Annotated in this window: 20 protein-coding genes; 14 read left to right on the top strand and 6 right to left on the bottom strand. The window is 30.6% G+C overall.

Translation table 11 applies throughout. The features are described 5' to 3' along the window. Positions 1-82: 82 nt before the first annotated feature. Complete coding sequence (locus H0I23_RS01720; RefSeq protein WP_216784753.1) at positions 83-3535, bottom strand: pyruvate carboxylase; 3453 nt, start codon at positions 3533-3535, stop codon at positions 83-85. A 285-nt stretch (positions 3536-3820) separates the two neighbouring features. Between H0I23_RS01720 and H0I23_RS01715 the strand changes: the two genes are divergently transcribed. Beyond that, positions 3821-3949: a 30S ribosomal protein THX gene (locus H0I23_RS01715; protein ID WP_216784752.1), complete on the top strand. Its 129-nt coding sequence runs from the start codon at positions 3821-3823 to the stop codon at positions 3947-3949. A gap of 113 nt (positions 3950-4062) precedes the next feature. Here the strand turns inward: H0I23_RS01715 and yaaA are convergent, their stop codons facing one another. The 3 genes from yaaA to H0I23_RS01700 form a co-directional block, all read right to left on the bottom strand. Continuing rightward, on the bottom strand, positions 4063-4824 hold the full coding sequence (yaaA, locus tag H0I23_RS01710; RefSeq protein WP_216784751.1) for a peroxide stress protein YaaA: 762 nt from the start codon (positions 4822-4824) through the stop codon (positions 4063-4065). Positions 4825-4910: 86 nt separating this feature from the next. Then, the gene (locus H0I23_RS01705; RefSeq protein WP_216784750.1) at positions 4911-5966 is read right to left on the bottom strand and encodes an RluA family pseudouridine synthase; all 1056 of its coding nucleotides are present in this window, start codon (positions 5964-5966) and stop codon (positions 4911-4913) included. A gap of 3 nt (positions 5967-5969) precedes the next feature. Beyond that, positions 5970-6557, bottom strand: coding sequence for a PASTA domain-containing protein (locus H0I23_RS01700; protein ID WP_216784749.1), 588 nt, complete (start codon positions 6555-6557; stop codon positions 5970-5972). 164 nt (positions 6558-6721) lie between these two features. Here H0I23_RS01700 and H0I23_RS01695 point away from each other — a divergent pair, with 164 nt between their 5' ends. From H0I23_RS01695 to H0I23_RS01675, 5 genes are all read left to right on the top strand, one after another. After that, entirely contained in the window at positions 6722-7696 is a 975-nt protein-coding gene (locus H0I23_RS01695) for a D-alanine--D-alanine ligase (RefSeq protein ID WP_216784748.1), read from the top strand. A gap of 35 nt (positions 7697-7731) precedes the next feature. Further along, on the top strand, positions 7732-8187 hold the full coding sequence (coaD, locus tag H0I23_RS01690; protein ID WP_216784747.1) for a pantetheine-phosphate adenylyltransferase: 456 nt from the start codon (positions 7732-7734) through the stop codon (positions 8185-8187). Between the two features lie 107 nt (positions 8188-8294). Beyond that, complete coding sequence (locus H0I23_RS01685; protein ID WP_216784746.1) at positions 8295-10136, top strand: PAS domain-containing sensor histidine kinase; 1842 nt, start codon at positions 8295-8297, stop codon at positions 10134-10136. Beyond that, a complete protein-coding gene (locus H0I23_RS01680; RefSeq protein ID WP_216784745.1) occupies positions 10123-10527 on the top strand; it encodes a two-component system response regulator in 405 nt (134 codons plus the stop codon). Before H0I23_RS01685 ends, H0I23_RS01680 begins: the two co-directional genes overlap by 14 nt. Before the next feature lie 108 nt (positions 10528-10635). Continuing rightward, positions 10636-12399 carry a M14 family metallopeptidase gene (locus H0I23_RS01675; protein ID WP_216784744.1) on the top strand — a complete coding sequence of 588 codons (1764 nt, stop codon included), beginning with the start codon at positions 10636-10638 and terminating at the stop codon, positions 12397-12399. 6 nt (positions 12400-12405) lie between these two features. Here H0I23_RS01675 and H0I23_RS01670 read toward each other — a convergent pair whose 3' ends face one another. Beyond that, positions 12406-12993: an NUDIX hydrolase gene (locus H0I23_RS01670; protein WP_216784743.1), complete on the bottom strand. Its 588-nt coding sequence runs from the start codon at positions 12991-12993 to the stop codon at positions 12406-12408. 7 nt (positions 12994-13000) lie between these two features. On the opposite strand from H0I23_RS01670, the gene pyrE reads away from it, so the two are divergent. Next, positions 13001-13642: an orotate phosphoribosyltransferase gene (gene pyrE, locus H0I23_RS01665; RefSeq protein ID WP_216784742.1), complete on the top strand. Its 642-nt coding sequence runs from the start codon at positions 13001-13003 to the stop codon at positions 13640-13642. Between the two features lie 4 nt (positions 13643-13646). Continuing rightward, complete coding sequence (locus H0I23_RS01660; protein ID WP_216784740.1) at positions 13647-14039, top strand: SRPBCC family protein; 393 nt, start codon at positions 13647-13649, stop codon at positions 14037-14039. Here the strand turns inward: H0I23_RS01660 and H0I23_RS01655 are convergent. Next, positions 14036-14767, bottom strand: coding sequence for a biotin--[acetyl-CoA-carboxylase] ligase (locus H0I23_RS01655; RefSeq protein ID WP_216784739.1), 732 nt, complete (start codon positions 14765-14767; stop codon positions 14036-14038). The genes H0I23_RS01660 and H0I23_RS01655 overlap by 4 nt on opposite strands. Positions 14768-14860: 93 nt before the next feature. Here H0I23_RS01655 and rsfS point away from each other — a divergent pair, with 93 nt between their 5' ends. The 6 genes from rsfS to H0I23_RS01625 are packed head-to-tail and all read left to right on the top strand — an operon-like array spanning position 14861 to position 19606. Further along, the gene (gene rsfS / locus H0I23_RS01650) at positions 14861-15235 is read left to right on the top strand and encodes a ribosome silencing factor (protein WP_216784738.1); all 375 of its coding nucleotides are present in this window, start codon (positions 14861-14863) and stop codon (positions 15233-15235) included. Between the two features lie 11 nt (positions 15236-15246). Next, positions 15247-17226: an ATP-dependent zinc metalloprotease FtsH gene (ftsH, locus tag H0I23_RS01645; protein WP_216784737.1), complete on the top strand. Its 1980-nt coding sequence runs from the start codon at positions 15247-15249 to the stop codon at positions 17224-17226. Positions 17227-17263: 37 nt separating this feature from the next. Beyond that, positions 17264-17875 (top strand): LUD domain-containing protein, encoded by a 612-nt coding sequence (locus tag H0I23_RS01640; RefSeq protein ID WP_216784736.1) that lies wholly within the window; start codon positions 17264-17266, stop codon positions 17873-17875. Between the two features lies 1 nt (position 17876). Then, entirely contained in the window at positions 17877-18692 is an 816-nt protein-coding gene (locus tag H0I23_RS01635) for a phosphatidate cytidylyltransferase (protein WP_216784735.1), read from the top strand. Beyond that, entirely contained in the window at positions 18682-19350 is a 669-nt protein-coding gene (locus tag H0I23_RS01630; RefSeq protein ID WP_216784733.1) for a phosphatidylserine decarboxylase family protein, read from the top strand. Before H0I23_RS01635 ends, H0I23_RS01630 begins: the two co-directional genes overlap by 11 nt. Next, complete coding sequence (locus H0I23_RS01625) at positions 19340-19606, top strand: acyl-CoA-binding protein (RefSeq protein WP_216784732.1); 267 nt, start codon at positions 19340-19342, stop codon at positions 19604-19606. Before H0I23_RS01630 ends, H0I23_RS01625 begins: the two co-directional genes overlap by 11 nt. Positions 19607-19608: the final 2 nt, after the last annotated feature.

Here is a 19608-nt window from a genome sequence, read left to right as displayed (position 1 = left end):
TTATTTTTAATTATTTAATTTTTAACTCCAGTAGTATAATCTACTTGAATTAAAACCTCCGTTTGTCTAAAAACAAAAGGTATTATTTTAACGTTAAAACCAAATCATCAGAATTAACCAACGATCCACCTGATAACTGAACAGATTCTACAACACCTTCTTCCGTTGCTGTTACTGTTGTTTCCATTTTCATAGCTTCAATTACAAAAAGCGGCTGATTCCGTTTTACTTCTTGTCCTTTTTTAACTAAAACACTAGACAATAACCCTTGTAATGGCGCCCCAATTTGTTTTGGGTTTGATGCATCTGCTTTCGCATTTTCAATTTTAGTTACTTTTACCGAAGTATCTTTTACCACTACATTTCGCAACTGCCCGTTTACCTTAAAATAAATACTAACATTACCAGATTCATCTGGCTCTCCTTTTAGCATTAATGAGATAAGTACATTTTTACCTTTATCTAATTCAACCATAATCTCTTCTCCTATTTCCATACCGTAGAAGAAATTTTTGGTAGGTATGCTCATTACATTCCCGTACTTTACATGCTTATTGTATGCATCTGTAAAAACTTTTGGATATAACTGGTATGATAAGAAATCAGTGATTAATAAATCACGCCCCATACCTGCTTTAAACTTTCTTTTAAAAGATTTAAATTCCTTATCAAAATCTATAGGTTCTAAATGTGCATTTGGTCTTTCTGTGTACGGAATTTCATCTTTTAAGATAATTTTCTGCAACTCTTTAGGAAAACCTCCAACAGGCTGTCCTAGATCTCCTCTAAAGAAACTTTTAACAGATTCTGGAAACGAAATACTTTCGCCTTTAGTCAACACATCATCAACCGTTAAGCTATTGCTGATCATATATTGCGCCATATCTCCAACAACTTTAGAGCTTGGAGTAACTTTTACAACATCTCCAAAAAGCTGATTTACTTCGCCGTACATTTTAGTAATTTCCGGGAATTTATCTTCTAACCCTAATGCAATGGCTTGCCCTTTTAAATTAGAATATTGTCCACCCGGAATTTCATGATTATAGACTTCACCTGTTCCAGATTTTAATCCAGACTCAAAAGTGTAGTAATAGTTACGAACCGTTTCCCAATAGTTAGAATATTCTGCTAACTTTTCTGTATTTAAATTGTTTGCTCTATCTGTGTAACGCAACATTTCTACTACAGAATTAAAATTAGGTTGAGAGGTTAAGCCTGACAAACCTCCCAAAGCAACGTCTACAACATCAACACCAGCTTCTACTGCTTTTAGATACATTGCTGCCTGTGTTGATGATGTATCGTGTGTGTGTAGGTGAATAGGAATATTAATTTCAGATTTTAAAGCTGAAATTAATTCATAAGCGGCATATGGTTTTAATAAACCAGCCATATCTTTTACTCCTAAAATATGTGCTCCTGCATTTTCAATATCTTTCGCTAATTGTACGTAGTATTTTAAATCATATTTGCTTTTAGATTTATCTAAAATATCCCCCGTATAACAAATAGAACCTTCCGCTAAACCACCTGTTTTTGTTCGTACATGTTCAATGCAAGGTGCTATAGACTCCATCCAGTTTAAAGAGTCAAATATTCTAAAAACATCAACCCCTGTTTCCCATGATTGTTCTACAAATTTTTCAATAAGATTATCTGGATAGGCTTTATACCCTACTCCGTTTGATCCTCTAATAAGCATTTGCAATAATACATTCGGCATTGCTTTACGCAAACTAGCTAGGCGCTCCCATGGGTTTTCTTGTAAAAAACGTAAACAAACATCAAAAGTAGCTCCTCCCCAAACTTCCATACTAAAAATTTCAGGATGATTTTTAGCATAGCCTTCTGCTACCTTCATCATATCTATAGTACGCATACGTGTTGCAAGCAAACTTTGGTGTGCATCACGCATTGTGGTATCTGTAAAATGAACTTTCTTTTCATTTTTCAACCATTCTGAAAATTTCTCAGGCCCTAACTCTGTCAATAAATCTTTTGTCCCTTTTGGATATGGATCAAATTTAGGGAATGCAGGAACTATAGGCTTTGAAAAAACGTGATTAGAATCTTTCTTTTTTACATCAGGATTACCATTTACAATAACATCACCTAAAAAGTGTACTAATTTATTTGCACGATCTCGAGGCTCTACAAATTCAAAAAGGCTCGGTTCGTTTTTAATAAAGTTAACCGTAACGTCACCATCTCTAAATGTTTGATGTTTTAAAATATTATCTAAAAAAGCCATATTGGTTTTAACACCACGAATACGGAATTCAGCCAATGCTCTACGCATTTTTCGGCAAGAACCATCTAATGTTCTACTTATAGCAGAAACTTTAACTAACATAGAATCAAAAAATGGAGAAATTACCACGCCTTGATATACGCTACCCGCGTCTAATCGAATACCTAAACCAGATGCACTACGGTACGTAGTAACTACCCCGTAATCTGGTTTAAAATCATTTGCAGGGTCTTCTGTTGTAATTCTACATTGTAATGCGTAACCTGTAACTTTTACAGACTTTTGACTTTCTATTTTTATTTGTTCATCTGATAACTTGTAACCACCTGCAATAAAGATTTGAGTTTTTATCAAATCAATATTCGTAATCATTTCTGTTACCGTATGCTCAACTTGCACTCTTGGGTTTACCTCAATAAAATAGATACTACCGTCATCATCAACCAAAAATTCAACAGTACCAATATTGTTATAATTTACAGCTTTGCAGATATTTATTGCATGAGTATAAAGGCTATTTAATGTTTCTTGTGGCAAACCAAAAGAAGGCGCAAACTCAATTACTTTTTGGTAACGACGTTGTACAGAACAATCACGTTCAAAAAGATGAACAATATTACCATACAAGTCAGCTACAATTTGTATTTCTATATGCTTCGGATTTTCAACAAATTTTTCTAAAAAAACTGTGTCATCTCCAAAAGCATTTAATGATTCTCTTCGAGCTTCAGGAAACCCTTTTCTTAATTCTTCTTCAGATCTGATAACTCGCATACCACGACCACCACCACCAGAAGCTGCTTTCAGCATTACAGGAAAACCAATTCGTTTTGCTTCAGACAATGCTACTTCAACCTCTATTAAATCTTTATCACTACTTTGTATTACAGGTATATTATTTGCAACAGCAACTTCCTTTGCTGTAATTTTATCACCTAAAGCTTTTAAAACAGATACTTTGGGTCCTATAAAAATGATGTCATTATCTTCACATGCCTGAGCAAAATTGGCATTTTCAGATAAAAACCCATATCCTGGGTGTATAGCATCAATATCGTTATCTTTTGCAACTTTAATAATTGCATTGATATCTAAATAAGGTTTTAGTGGTTCATTTTCTTCGCCAATTTGATAACATTCATCTGCTTTATATCTATGTAAAGAGTATCGATCTTCATAGGTATAAATACCAACTGTTTTAATGCCTATTTCTACACAAGCTCTAAAAATACGAATTGCTATTTCACCCCTATTTGCTACTAATACCTTTTTAATTTTCATCTGAAATTGTGTTCTAAAAATTTTTAGAGAAAGTAAGCATTTTATGCTTAATAATGAATAGCAAATTTACATTTTTTGATATAGCTTAACAATTATATAAAACCATATAATTAAGTAAATTTGTTACAATTTGATAGTATATTAAGTAACCTGAGTAAAATTGCTCAAAGAATTTAACTTTTCACAATCTTTCTTCTATTCACTATTTTAGTTTTAACAATAGTGTAAGACTAAAATTTTGGAATTGAAATTGAATAACTGTAGCTTTAAAAAAAACATAAGAATATGGGTAAAGGAGATAAAAAATCAAAAAAAGGAAAAATTTTCAACAATTCTTTTGGAGCAAAAAGACCTAGGAAAATTAAAAAAAGACCTACTGTAGAAGAAAAATTGAATATAAAAAAGAAGCAGTAATTGCGGTTTATAAACATTCTTACCACTAGTTATTTTAAATAGAATTGCTATTAAAAAGAAAAAATAACTACGATTGCAGTTACTTTTTCTTTTTAAAATTTGAACTTTAATATTTACCTTATAAAAACAGGTTGATTTTCTTTTAAAGTATGTTCTTTACTAAACATATAACCATCAGAATCAAATTGTTTTAGATCATCTAAAGTATCTACTTTATTATCGATAATATAACGAACCATTGCTCCTCTTGCTTTTTTTGCATAGAAGCTTATGACCTTTAAGTTGTCATTCTTCCAATCTTTAAAAACAGGTGTAATCACAGGTGTTTTCAACCCTTTCTCATCTACTGAACTAAAGTATTCATTACTTGCTAAATTGACAAACAGCTCATTCTCTTCTAATTCAGAATCAAGATATTCAGTTACGTCTTTTTTCCAAAATTCATATAGATTTTTATTTTTACCAACTTTTAAATTCGTCCCCATTTCTAAACGGTAAGGCTGCATTAAATCTAATGGTTTCAAAACACCGTATAAGCCAGATAAAATGCGAAGTGAATTTTGCATTTTATCAATTTTACTTTCTGTAATTGAATACGCATCTAACCCTTGGTAAACATCTCCGTTAAAAGCATATACTGCTGGCCTAGCATTTTTTTGTGTAAATGGTATTGAAAACTGCTGATTACGTTCCCAATTAAGCTGAGCCAAATTATCTGATATTTTCATTAAATCAGATAATTCTTTCGGTTTCTTTTTTGCTAAAACAGCATTTAACTTTTTTGCCTCATTAATAAAATTAGGCTCTGTATATTTTGCGGTTGGTAATTCGCTTTCAAAATCAAGTGATTTTGCTGGTGAAATAACAATTTTCATAATTTTAATTTGTGTAAAATTACTAAAGAAACTAAGTGCTTTATTCTAAAACAAAGTTCATTTTTCTATAGTAGTATTATCGAAATCTATTCCGATTCCGACTCTCCAAGCTCTGTAGCACTGTTTTTAGAATACTGTCTCCATTTTTCTATACAAAGAGCCATATCCTTCGGAATTTCAGAATCGAAACGCATAAACTCTTTACTAACCGGGTGTACAAAACCTAATGTTTTTGCATGCAATGCTTGCCTTGGCAATAACTTAAAAGCATTCTCTACAAACTGCTTATACTTTGTAAAGGTTGTTCCTTTTAAAATTCGTTCACCTCCATAACGTTCATCGTTAAATAAGGTATGCCCTATATATTTCATATGGGCACGAATTTGATGTGTTCTACCTGTTTCTAGCTTACAAGATATTAAAGTAATATACCCTAAACGCTCAATTACTTTAAAGTGAGTCACGGCATCTTTCCCTTGGTCTCCATCAGGATAAACGGTCATCTGAAGTCTATTAGTAGGATGCCTACCTATATGTCCTTCTACAGTACCACTTTCTTCTTTTACGTTACCCCAAACTAATGCAACATATTCACGCTCACTAGTTTTTTCAAAAAACTGTTTAGACAAAAATGTCATTGCAGCATCTGTTTTTGCTATCACTAAAAGTCCTGAAGTATCTTTATCAATCCTATGTACTAAACCAGGTCTTTCATTTCTGTTTACCGGTAAATCTTTAATATGATACAAAAGTGCATTTATTAAAGTACCAGAATAGTTACCATGACCAGGATGTACAACCATACCTGGCTCTTTATTTACAACTAACAAAACATCGTCTTCATAAACGATATTTATTGGTAAATCTTCAGGCACTAATAAATCTTCATGCGGCGGGTATTCGAATAAAACACGAACTTCATCACCTGCTTTTACTTTATAATTTTGTTTAACAGCAACATCGTTAACCCAAATATGGCCTTCTTTTGCTGCTTGTTGAATTTTATTTCGAACTGCATTCTCTATAAAATTCATTAAAAATTTATCAACACGTAACGGCTCTTGGCCTTTAGATGCTACTACTTTATGATGCTCAAAAAGTTCATCTTTCTCAAACTCCGAGCCTTCTTCTGGTCCAACCATATATTATTCTGAATCTGATTTTATTTGTGCACTTTGGCTTTGATTACCATTACCACAAACCAGTTCTATTTTTGATGTTTTAGGTAATTTATAACCTTCTTCTATATACTTACCTTTATATTTTATACGGTATACCATATCTTTCCCGAATTCGTCAATATACGTTACTCGTTGCACATCTAACCCTATTGCTCTAAGTTTAGCTGTAGCGTTACGCAATGTAACTTGTATAATTTTAGGCACTGATACCTTTTTATAACCTGACGGATTAACAGTAACGTAAATTTTTCTATTCGTTTTTACTTTATTACCTGCTGGTGGGTTTTGTTCTATTACAGAAAACCTTGGGTAATCAGGGTTATAGTTTGCTGAATCTAAAACTTCATATCTTAAACTTTGTTCGTCAACTACTTTTCGCATCTCAGTAACTGATAACTTAGCTAAATCTGGTACTTCAACAAATTCATTATGGTTTGTTGAACTATTGAGCCACTGCAAGGCTGCAAAAACAACTAAAACCAATACTAAAATTGCTAAACCTATTTGTATAAAAAAGGTTCTGCTTTTTAGAAAATTTAAAAAATTTCTCATGTTATAAAATATTGTTCGGCAAATATAAGAAATGAGAAATAACATTTGATTGCTATTCTACGATTTGAGCTAATTAACTTTCTTTAAAATAATTATCGCTTCTTATTAAATTAAAGTCTCTTTTTTCTTTACTTTGACTCTTTATTATAATTACCTATTTAAGCATGAAAAAAAATATAGCTATCATCATGGGCGGTTACTCTAGCGAGTATAAAATATCGTTAACTAGCGGCAGTGTTGTTTATAAATTTTTAGATAAAACTAAATTTAATCTTTATAAAATTCACATTTTTAAAGACAAGTGGGTGTACGCAACAGACACTAATGAAGAGCATTCTGTCAATAAACATGATTTTTCTATATTTTCTGGTGATGCTAAAATAACTTTTGATTGTGTTTTTAACGCAATACACGGCTCACCTGGCGAAGATGGCCTCATGCAATCGTATTTTGAATTACTTAACATTCCGCAAACATCATGTGAAGCATACCAATCAGCTCTTACTTTTAATAAAAGAGATTTATTAAGTGTTTTAAAGCCTTACGGGATTAAATCAGCTGCTTCTTATTATTTAAATTTAGGTGATATTATAAATGAAGATGCTATTGCTGAAAAAGTAGGCCTACCTTGTTTCGTAAAAGCGAATAAAGCAGGCAGTAGCTTTGGTATTTCTAAAGTATATAAAAAAGAAGATTTATTTGCTGCTATTGAAAATGCTTACAAAGAGGATGATGAAATTATCATTGAAAGCTTTTTAGATGGTACTGAAGTTTCAGTAGGCGTTATAACCTATAAAGGAGAAACTAAAGTATTACCTATAACAGAAATAGTATCTGAAAACGATTTTTTTGACTATGAAGCTAAATACGCAGGAAAATCGCAAGAGATTACTCCTGCTAGATTAACAAAAGTTCAAGAAGAAAAAGTAGTTGCTGTTGCCAAAAAAGCTTACGAAGTTTTAAAAATGAAAGGGTTTTCTAGAAGTGAATTTATTTTCATCGAAAATGAACCATATATGTTAGAAATGAATACAACACCAGGACTAACAGAAGAAAGTATTTTACCGCAGCAAGCACAAATTGCAGGAATATCGTTACCTGATTTATTTGACAACGCGATAAAAGAAGCTTTAAAATAAATTTTAAGTAGATTTAACATACCAAATAAACTATTATGAGACGTGCTATTTTTCCAGGTTCATTTGACCCACTTACTTTAGGACATTACGATATAATACTGAGAGGAATTACACTATTTGATGAGCTCATAATTTCGATTGGTGTTAACTCTGACAAAAAATATATGTTTTCTTTAGAAGAGCGTAAACATTTTATTGAAGAAGCTTTTAAAGACGAGCCTAAAATTAAAGTACTTACTTATGAAGGGCTTACTGTTGATTTTTGTAAAAAGGTTGATGCGTCTTTTATTTTAAGAGGACTAAGAAACCCAGGTGATTTTGAATTTGAAAAAGCAATAGCACATACCAATAGAAAACTATCGGAAATAGAAACTGTTTTTTTACTTACTTCTTCTGGCAAATCATATATCAGTTCATCTATTGTTCGAGATGTTATAAAAAATGGAGGTGACTATACTGGTTTAGTTCCTGATACAGTTCGTACTAAATAAAAAAACCTAAATAACACCTATCACCACATATTTTCAATAATTCACAACAATAAAGACTACTCTTCAGAAATAGATATATACTTTAGTAAGATAAATCTTACTTATCATTGAAACCTATAGTCAATCTTAAAAATAATTACCTAATCAAGCAGCTACCCAAAGCTACTACATATGTTAATCTTAATTATGAGATTATATACATATCTGATAGTTGGAATAATCAGTTTAATCAAAATCAAACTGATTTATTAGGCTCTAATGTTTTAAATACTTTTCCTAAACTATCACATAGGTGGAAACAAGATTTCATAAACTGCTTTTTAGGTTTTTCTAATAAGCTTAAAAACTCAAGCTATTATAAACAAGATGTAATAATTTGGTTAGAATGGATAATACAACCGTGGTATGATGAAGATGAAAACATTATCGGGGCTATATTACAATTAGAAAATTCGACTGAAAAAAATTTAAAAAACCAAAGATTAGAAACATTAGAAATTTTACTAGATGTTAAATCTGAAATTGGAAAAATCGGTAGTTGGGAATACGATGCTTTGACCGACAAAGTTGTATGGTGTAAAATGACCAAACTAATTCATGAAGTTACAGAAGATTATATACCTACTACTGAAAAATCAATAAATTTTTACAAACCTGGAAAAAGTAAAGATAAGTTAGTTTATAGTCTTAAAAAAAGCATGAATGAAAGTGGTTATTGGAGTGAAAAACTACAACTAATCACTGCTAAAGGAAAAGAAATTTGGGCCATTGCCGCATGGAGATCTATATTTGAAAACAATAAATTTATTGGAATAGTTGGCTCTATACAAGACATCACAAAAGAAGTTGAAGCTCAAGCCAAAACTGTTGAAAATGAGCAACTTTTAACAACATTGATAGATAATTTACCACTTAACATTTATATTAAAGATTTAAAATCTAGAAAAATTTTAATAAACAAAGCGGAGTGTGATTATATTGGCTTACCTGCAGAAGAAATAGTAGGAAAAACCGATTTTGATTTTTACCCTAAAGAAATTGCTCAAAAATCTAGAATTGAAGATCTTAAAGTCATAAATTCATTAAAACCCATATTAAAACAAGAAAAATTAAACATTAAAAAAGACGGTACTAGAACGCATTTTCTAATGTCTAAAATACCGCTTATAAATAACCAAAATGAAATAACAGGTATTGTTGGTTTCAGTTTAGATATTAACTATCTTAAAGAAAAGGAAGATGAGTTAAGAAGACTAATAAACATTACTTCTCTTCAGAATAAAAAACTAGTAAATTTTGCACATATAATATCTCATAATATAAGATCACATAGTGCCAACTTCTCTTTACTCCTTGGTTTTTTAATTAAAGAAAATAAAGAATGTGAAAGGCTTAAGTTATTAGAAATGTTAACAAATGAATCTGACAATTTATTAGAAACATTAGATAATTTAAATCAAGTTGTTGAAATTAATACAAATCTCAATTTAACAAATACTAATATTGAAATAAACTCTAGTATTGACCTTACTCTTAACAAATTAAAACATTTAATTAAAAACAAAAAAGCTATTATTTCAAATACAATTGAAGAGTCTATTTTCATTAACGGAATTCCTTCTTACGTAGAAAACATATTACTTACTGTTATTTCTAATGCTATAAAATTTAGTAATAATAATACAGAAAATTTAATTCAAATAAGTGCTGAGCAAAACAGCAACCAGACCATATTAATTATAAAAGATAGTGGTATCGGAATCGATTTAAACAAAAATAAAAACAAACTTTTCGGGATGTATAGAACGTTTCACGAAAACCCTGAATCTAAAGGGATTGGTTTATTTATAGCTAAAAATCAAATTGAAGCTATGAATGGAAAATTTGAGGTAAAAAGCGAAATTGGTAAAGGCACTATTTTTAAAATTTATTTTAATGAAATTGATTAAATCTATATTTATAATTGATGATGACAAAGTAACGGTTTTTGGAACCAAAAAACTTTTGAGCAATGCTGTTAAATGCGACGACATTAGTTCATATGAAAATGGGGAAATTGCAATAAATAAAATAAAAGAGATTATAAAAAACAAAACAGATCTACCTCAAATCATTTTTTTGGATTTAAATATGCCTATCATGGATGGATGGGAATTTTTAGAAGAATTCATAGAACTTGACATACCGAAACCATTAGCAATAAATATTGTAACCTCTTCTATAAATAAAGAAGATAGAGATAAATCAAAAAATTATTCACAACGTACTCACCATACGATTACCTACAACACAAAGCCATTAAGTAAAGAACAAATTATAAAAGTTACAATCAATCAATAAATTGACTGCATAATTTTATTTATTTTTGAAGTTCACAAACTCAGAGAGTTAATTTTTTTTTTAATAATAGGTTCCCACTCTTTGCAGAACAACTAACTTTAATTCAAAATGAGATTTTTTTACATTATATTTTTTGTTTCCGTAATTATTTCTTGTGAAACTCAAACAGAAAATAGCACTTCAGAATACATAACTCAATTTGAAAAATCTGACGGAAAAGAAACCGCTACCTATACCGAAACTATAGATTTTTACATAAAACTTGCTAAAGAGTTTCCTGAAATCAACATTCAGACTATTGGTGAAACAGATAGTGGTTATCCACTACATTTAGTCACTTATAATTTAGATAGTGATTTTAACTTTAAAAAATTACAAGAGAATAAAACTATAATTTTAATAAATAACGGTATCCACCCCGGAGAGAGTGATGGGATTGATGCAACAATGATGTTTTTTAGAGATTTAGCTATAGAAAAAATAGCTTCTCCAGAAAACACTGTTATAACTACTATACCCATATATAATATTGGCGGTGCATTAAACCGAAATTCTAATAGCCGAGCTAACCAGAACGGACCAGAGTCATACGGCTTTAGAGGCAACGCATTAAATTACGATTTAAATAGAGATTTTATTAAGGCTGACACTAAAAATGCAAAAACATTTACTGCAATTTATCACTTAGTAAAACCTGATATTTTTATAGACAACCATGTGAGCAATGGTGCCGATTATCAGTATACACTTACTCATTTATTTACACAACATAACAAATTAGGGCTTGATTTAGGTGACTATTTAAATGATAATTTAATGCCTAAATTAGAACAAAAGCTAGCAGAAGATGAATGGGATATAACTCCATATGTAAATGTTTACAATAGCGTACCAGAAAAAGGTTTTTCTCAATTTATGGATTATCCCCGATACTCATCAGGTTACACAACGTTATGGAATACTGTTGGCATGATGGTAGAAACACATATGTTAAAACCTTACAACAAAAGGGTTGAAGGCACATATGCAATATTAAATAAAATGTTGGAAATAGCAGAAACCGACGGCCATAAAATAAAAGAATTAAGAGCTAAATCTAATAAAGAAGTTTTAGAGCTTACAGAATACCCAGTTCAATGGGAATTAGACACGACAAGAACATCAATACTTAATTTTAAAGGTTACGAAGCAGATACTTTAATAAGTGCGGTAACAGGATTTAATAGACTTAAGTATGATACAAGTAGACCTTTTACAAAACCTGTGACATATCAAAATTACTATAAGCCTTCTGAAAAAATTAAAATACCAAGTGCTTACTTATTAAAAAAGAGCAATTATAAAGTTCTTGACTTACTTAGTCAAAACAAAATAAACTATACTCTATTAAAAAAAGATACTTTAGTAGAAGTTGAAGCTTATAAAATAGAGAACTATGAAACTCGAAAAAATAGTTATGAAGGTCATTACCTTCATTTTGATACAAAGGTTGCAGCTTCGACAAAAAAAGTGCAATTTTTACAAGGAGATATTTTTGTACCCGTAAAACAAGAAGGTATTAGATATATTCTCGAAACTCTAGAACCATCAGCTACAGATTCATTTTTTAATTGGAATTTTTTCGATGCAATTCTTCAACAGAAAGAAGGATTCTCACCTTATGTTTTTGAAGATATTGCTTTAAAGTTATTACAAGATAACAACTTACTTAATGAAGCTTTTCAACTAAAGAAAAGTACTGATGAGAATTTCTCAAACAACTGGTATACGCAATTAGAATATATATACCAGAATTCTAAATATTATGAAGACGCTCATTTACAATACCCAGTATACCGAGTTGTAAATGATTTTTATATTGAAGAAGAGTAATTAAAATTACTCTTCAAACAAAATTTTAATATTATAGTAAGAGTTTTCTAAGGCTTTAGCAATTTTTTTGGGGCCTTTCCATTTAACTTTTTCAATACCTTCATCTAACTGGCCGATTAGCTCTCCTTTATAAGATGTTTTCATAGCAAACCAATGAACTTCTTTAAGTTTAAAGTTTCCATTTCGTTTAAAAACATGATATGTAGTCTTTAAAATATTCTCAATTTTAAGACCTTTTACACCTGTTTCCTCTTCTACCTCTCTAATCGCACATTGCTCAAGAGACTCACCTTTATCTAATTTACCCTTTGGCAGATCCCATTTATCATTCCTATAAATAAACAAAACCTTACCTTCTTTATTAGTAACCACACCACCAGCTGCAACAACTAAAGGAATTTTCTTTGTAAACTTCTTCAGAATCTCCTCATTATTAGGATGGTAGATATAAGCAACACTTAATTTTTTCTTTGATAACGATTCTATTGCTTCATTGATTGATTTCTCATTCAATAAAAAATATTTATTATTCGATATATCAGACAGTTTATTTGTCAAAATCAACTGAGCCTCATTAACAAAAACTTTATACATTTGCATTATGGTTTTAAACAAAGACACTGCTAAGAAAACAGCCGAACTTCTATTGCAAATTAATGCAATAAAGTTGGAACCTGAAAATCCTTTTTCATGGGCTTCAGGTTGGAAATCTCCAATCTATTGTGATAATAGAATTATTCTATCATATCCTCCCATCAGAAACTACGTTCGAGAAGAAATTGCTAAACAAGTTGAGAAGCTATATGGCAAACCAGATGTTATTGCTGGCGTTGCTACAGGCGCTATTGGTGTTGGCATGTTAGTTGCTGATTACTTAGGTCTTCCATTTATATATGTTCGACCAGAAGCTAAGTCACACGGTAGACAAAACCAAATTGAAGGTGCTTTAGAAGAAAACCAAACTGTAGTTGTTATTGAAGATTTAATAAGTACAGGAAAAAGCAGCTTAAATGCAGTAAAAGCATTAAAAGATTCAGGAGCAAATGTAAAAGGAATGATTGCCATATTTACATATGGTTTTGATGTAGCTACTGAAAATTTTAAAAAAAACAATATTGACCTGCACACATTAAGTGATTACGAAAACTTAATTCAACAAGCATCAGACACAAATTACATTAAAGAAGAACAATTTAAAACTTTGTTAGAATGGAAATCTAATCCATCTGGCTGGCAACAATAAGATTATGCACATAGAAACTCCTAAAAAAACAATTCAAAAAAGCTCAAAAGAGGTTTATGAATTTTTAATTGACGTAAAAAACTTTGAAAAACTAATGCCTGAAAATATTAGTAAATTTGAAGTTATAAGTGAAGATCGCTTCTTATTTGCCTTAAAAGGCATGCCAGAAATAGTTTTACAAAGAAAAGAACTTACACCTACGAGCAAAGTAGTTTTAGGTGCTGCTAGTGAAAAACTACCTTTTACATTAACAGCTAACCTTATAGAGTTATCAGCTACAGAAACTGAAGTTGTATTAAGTTTTGAAGGTGAATTTAACGCTATGATGGCTATGATGATAAAGAACCCAATTACAAATTTTATGGGTACACTTTCTGAAAATTTAAACAAAGTTTAATAAAGCAACTTTACTTCTTTCAAGTCATATTCTTTTAAGATTTCATCCTCTATTTCAACAACTAATTTTCCTTCATTAGAAATTCCTCTAATGATACCAGGAAACATTTGATCTGAGGTGTCTTTAAAAGTTGATGGTTTATCTTTTCTAAATAGTACTTCTAAATATTGGCTTTTTAAAGACTCTGATTTCCCTTCTGAAATATTTTTAAAAAGAATTTTAAGATGTTTCATTATGATTAATAATGACTCTTCTAAATCAAAAGTTCTTCCTAAAATTAGTTTTAAAGATGATACATTTGGAAGATTACTGAACGATAATTGATTAACATTCAAGCCTATTCCTACAACAGAAGCCTGAATTTTTGCTCCTGAAAGTATATTTTCAATTAAAATTCCACAAATTTTATCTTTTCCTGACAAAATGTCGTTTGGCCATTTTACTTTTAAATCTGGTATTTTAAGTTCTTCTAAAGCATAATAAACGCCCAATGACACACAAATATTTAATAAAAACTGATCAGCTATTAAAATTTGCTGATTTTTTTTTAAAAAGCTAAACGTCAGGTTTTTACCATCTTCAGAAAGCCATGTTGTTCCCATTTGACCACGCCCTTTTGTTTGTCTATTAGCTGTTACTACCGTAAAATCATCAAGATTACTTTTAGGTATTAAATTCTTCAAGTACAGGCTTGTTGAGTCTGTGGCATCAAGTTTGATTATTTGCATGTGTTAACTATTGTATAAAACTTCAATCTTATTATAAAAACAATAGCTAAGAAAACAAAAAAATAATAACTTTGCGTAAATTAAAATTTTTGAATGCAGAAAAAGCAAACTAGCGTAGATGAACTCATCAGTTTTATTCTAGAAGGAATAGAAGAAGTTAAAGGAAATAATATAAATTTACTTGATTTAAGAGAAATTGAAAATACAGTTTGCGACTATTTCATTATCTGTAGTGGTACTTCAAATACACATGTAAATGCGTTAGTAGGTTCTATCCAAAAAACGGTAAGCAAAAACATTAAGGACAAGCCTTGGCATGTTGAAGGTTCAGAAAACTCTGAATGGGTTTTAATGGACTATGTTAATGTTGTTGTACATGTGTTTCAAAAGCAAGCAAGAGAATATTACGACATTGAAGGCCTTTGGGGTGATGCAAAAGTTACAACAATAGAAAGTAGTCTTAAATAAGAAAAAACAAAATGGCAAAAGACAATAACTCAACTCCAAAAAAACCAAAATTTAGTTCTTGGTGGATTTATGGAATAATAGCAGCTTTATTAATTGGATTTCAATTTTTTAGCAGCTCTAACTTATCTAATATTCAAAAAACAACAACGTCTAAACTAAAACAATACTTAGTTAACGGAGATGTTGAAGAAGTTTTAATCGTTAAAAACCTTGGTGAAGCACAAGTTTTTTTAAAGAAAGAAGCATTAGAAAAAGGAGACCATAAAGAAGTGGCTGAAAAAGCTTTTTCAATTACAAACACTAAAACACCTCAATACTCTTTAACATATGGTGATTTAAGTAACTTTGAAGATGATTTAAAGAAAACTAAAGCAGAATATAATTTAGATACTGTTATAGATTATAAGAATGATTCTAACCTTTTTGGTGAAATCATTTTAAGCATCCTTCCTTTCATACTTATTATTGGTATTTGGATATTTTTAATGAGAAGAATGTCTGGCGGCGGCGGCGGCGGCGCAGGTGGTCAAATTTTTAATATCGGAAAATCTAAAGCAAAACTTTTTGACGAAAAAACAGATACAAGAACATCATTTAAAGATGTTGCTGGTTTAGAAGGTGCTAAAGAAGAAGTTGAAGAGATTGTAGACTTTTTAAGAAACCCTGACAAATACACTTCTTTGGGTGGTAAAATACCAAAAGGTGCATTATTAGTAGGACCTCCAGGAACTGGTAAAACTTTATTAGCAAAAGCTGTTGCTGGTGAAGCAAAAGTACCTTTCTTCTCACTATCAGGTTCTGATTTTGTTGAAATGTTTGTAGGTGTTGGAGCATCAAGAGTTCGAGACTTATTTAAACAAGCTAAAGATAAATCTCCTGCGATTATTTTTATTGATGAAATTGATGCTATTGGTAGAGCTAGAGGTAAAAACAACATGACAGGTTCTAATGATGAACGTGAAAACACATTGAACCAATTGCTTACTGAAATGGATGGTTTTGGAACAAATACGAACGTAATTGTTTTAGCAGCTACCAACAGAGCAGATGTTTTAGATAAAGCTTTAATGAGAGCTGGACGTTTTGACAGACAAATTTATGTTGACTTACCAGATATTAGAGAACGTAAAGAAATATTTGAAGTACACCTAAAACCTATTAAAACTGCTGAAACATTAGATTCAGAATTTTTAGCGAAACAAACTCCTGGTTTCTCTGGGGCTGATATTGCAAATGTTTGTAACGAAGCTGCATTAATTGCCGCTCGTAAAGACAAAAAAGCAGTAAACAAACAAGATTTCTTAGATGCTGTTGATAGAATTGTAGGTGGATTAGAGAAGAAAAATAAAATTATCACTCCAGGTGAAAAAGAAACAATTGCTTATCATGAAGCTGGTCATGCAACTGTAAGTTGGATGTTAGAACATGCTGCACCTTTAGTTAAAGTAACTATTGTACCTAGAGGTCAATCTTTAGGAGCTGCATGGTATTTACCTGAAGAACGTTTAATCGTTCGTCCTGATCAAATGAAAGACGAAATGTGTGCAACTTTAGGCGGTAGAGCTGCTGAAAAAGTTATATTTAATAAAATATCTACTGGCGCACTTAGTGATTTAGAAAAAGTAACTAAGCAGGCAAAAGCAATGGTTACTATTTATGGTTTGAATGATAAGATTGGAAACATCACTTATTATGATTCATCAGGACAAGATTCTTATGGGTTCTCTAAGCCTTATAGTGAAGAAACTGCACAAACGATAGACAAAGAGATCTCTATTTTGATAGAAGAGCAATACGAACGTGCTATTGAACTTTTAGATAAAAATAAAGATAAGCTTACTGAACTTGCTCAAAGATTGTTAGAAAAAGAAGTTATCTTTAAAGATGATTTAGAGAAAATTTTTGGAAAAAGAACTTTTGATAAAGATTTAGCTGAAGCAGCTACGGTAGTTGACATAGATGTTAACAATACTGAATTACCTGAATCATAAGAATAATAACAATATCTGATTGAATTTTTAAGTTAGAATGGGACTATTTGACAAACTCTTTGGAGGAGGCAAAAACAAGGTTTCTAAAGAAGCTAATGAATCTAGAGGCATGCATATGCCTGATTTAGACATACCCGCTGATGAAAAATTCACTATACATTTTAAGAAAAATGGCGGTAAATTTATTTACTGTGATGGTTATTCAGATGTATATGAAGCATTAGAAAATATAATTATTGAAAACGAATGGCAAAAACTGCCATTCTTTTCAATAGATGAAAGATTAGAACAAAAATTTTCTAGGCAACAAATTACATTTACTAAACAATTAAAAAACAGTCCAATATTTTTTACCACATGCGAACATCTGATCGCTCAAAATGGATCTATTTTAATATGTTCTAATCAACTAAAAGAACTTAAACTTAATGAATTGCCTGAAAATTTTATTGTTTTCGCAACTACCAGTCAGCTTGTAAATTCAATAGGTGAAGGTTTAAAGATTATTAAGAAAAAATACAAACATACTATTCCATCTAATATTACTACCATCAAACATTTTCAATCTAAAACTGAAAATAAAGATGATTTTTTAACATATGGTAGTAGTTCTAAAAATTTATATCTTATACTTCTCGAAGATTTATAATATGAAAGAAATTTTTAGAAGACTAATTACAGGTATAGTTTACGTTGTACTATTGTTATCTGCTATATTTTTAAGCTCAGATGCTTTTGATTTTTTATTTATGGTATTTGGTTTAGCTTGCCTTTTCGAATTCAAGAGAATGGCTAAATTAAAGGGCTATTACATTTTTGTAGCATACTTAGCTTTATGGTGGAGCTTTATTTATTTTATTACCGACTACTCTTACAGCCAGTCAATTGTAAACGTTTTAATGTTTATAACAATAACAATAAACATAGTTTTACTTTTTTACCTTTTTTCTACAAAACCCAAAATTTTTACTCAGTTACAGAAATTTTTAATCAGCCTTTTTTACATTGGCGGAGGTTGTATTTTCCTCACAATGATTCCTTATCAAGAAAATAGTTTCGCTAAATTCTTAATTATGGGAATCTTTATTCTAATTTGGGTAAACGATTCTTTTGCCTATTTGGTAGGGAAATCTATTGGAAAAAATAAACTATTTCCATCTGTATCTCCTAAGAAAACATGGGAAGGAGCTATTGGAGGGTTAGTTTTTTCTTTGATTGCTGCATTTATAATGTCTAAATTTGAAGCCCATATAAGTCTATATCAATGGTTAATTTTAGCAATTGTGATAGTCGTAACTGGCAATTTAGGTGATTTATTAGAATCTAAATTTAAAAGAGCTGCTGGTGTTAAAGACAGTGGCGCTATATTACCTGGGCATGGCGGAATGTTAGATAGATTAGATAGTCTAGTTTTTGCTGCTCCTTTTGCATACTTAACCTTAAATATTTTCAACCATGTTTCATAAAGAGGGTCAAAAAATTATTTTAATTACCTTTTTAATTATCGCTTCAGCTATATTAGCTGCAAATTTTTATATTGATATTACTTGGCTAAGATTATTAGTGCAAGTTGTAGCACTTTTCTTTTTGGTTATGATTCTTCAATTTTTCAGAAACCCAAAAAGACCTGTTGCTAAAAGTTTTGACGAAATATTAGCTCCTGTAGATGGAAAAGTTGTTGTTATAGAAGAGGTTGAAGAAAATGAATATTTTAAAGGTAAGCGATTACAAGTTTCTATTTTCATGTCCCCTATAAATGTTCATGTAACCCGTTACCCTGCAAGTGGCTTAATTACGTACTCTAAATACCACCCTGGTAAATTTTTAGTAGCATGGCACCCAAAAGCTAGTGAAGAAAACGAAAGAACAACAGTTGTTATTAAAACACCTAAATTCGGAGAAATACTATACCGCCAAATAGCAGGTGCTTTGGCTAAACGTATTGTAAATTACGCAAAAACAGGAGACAGTGCTCAACAAGGTGAAGATGGTGGCTTTATAAAGTTTGGTTCTAGAGTAGATTTGTTCTTACCTTTAGACTCTGTTGTTACCGTAAAATTAAATCAGAAAGTAACTGGCGCTAAAACCTGTATAGCTACTATCGGAAGAAATCATGAAGACTGATCAAAACCTAGAAGATACATTTTTTAAAACAGTAGACTTTGTTAATAATTTTACAGATCCTCTACCTGCTGATCTTTTATTAAAATTATACGCTTTTTACAAAATTGCATCTGAAAATAAAGCTGACCCTGGCAGTAAAACACCTTTGATTAATGCGTTTAAAGCAAATGCATTGATACAAGCTAAAAACCTGTCTAAAAAGCAAGCTATGGAAAGTTACATAGCTTTAGTGAATAAAGAATTGAAAGAAATTTAATT

The organism is Cellulophaga sp. HaHaR_3_176 (assembly GCF_019021925.1).
Lineage (GTDB): Bacteria > Bacteroidota > Bacteroidia > Flavobacteriales > Flavobacteriaceae > Cellulophaga.
Note: the sequence above shows the minus strand (reverse complement) of the source record. Positions and strands in the feature narration are given on the sequence as shown.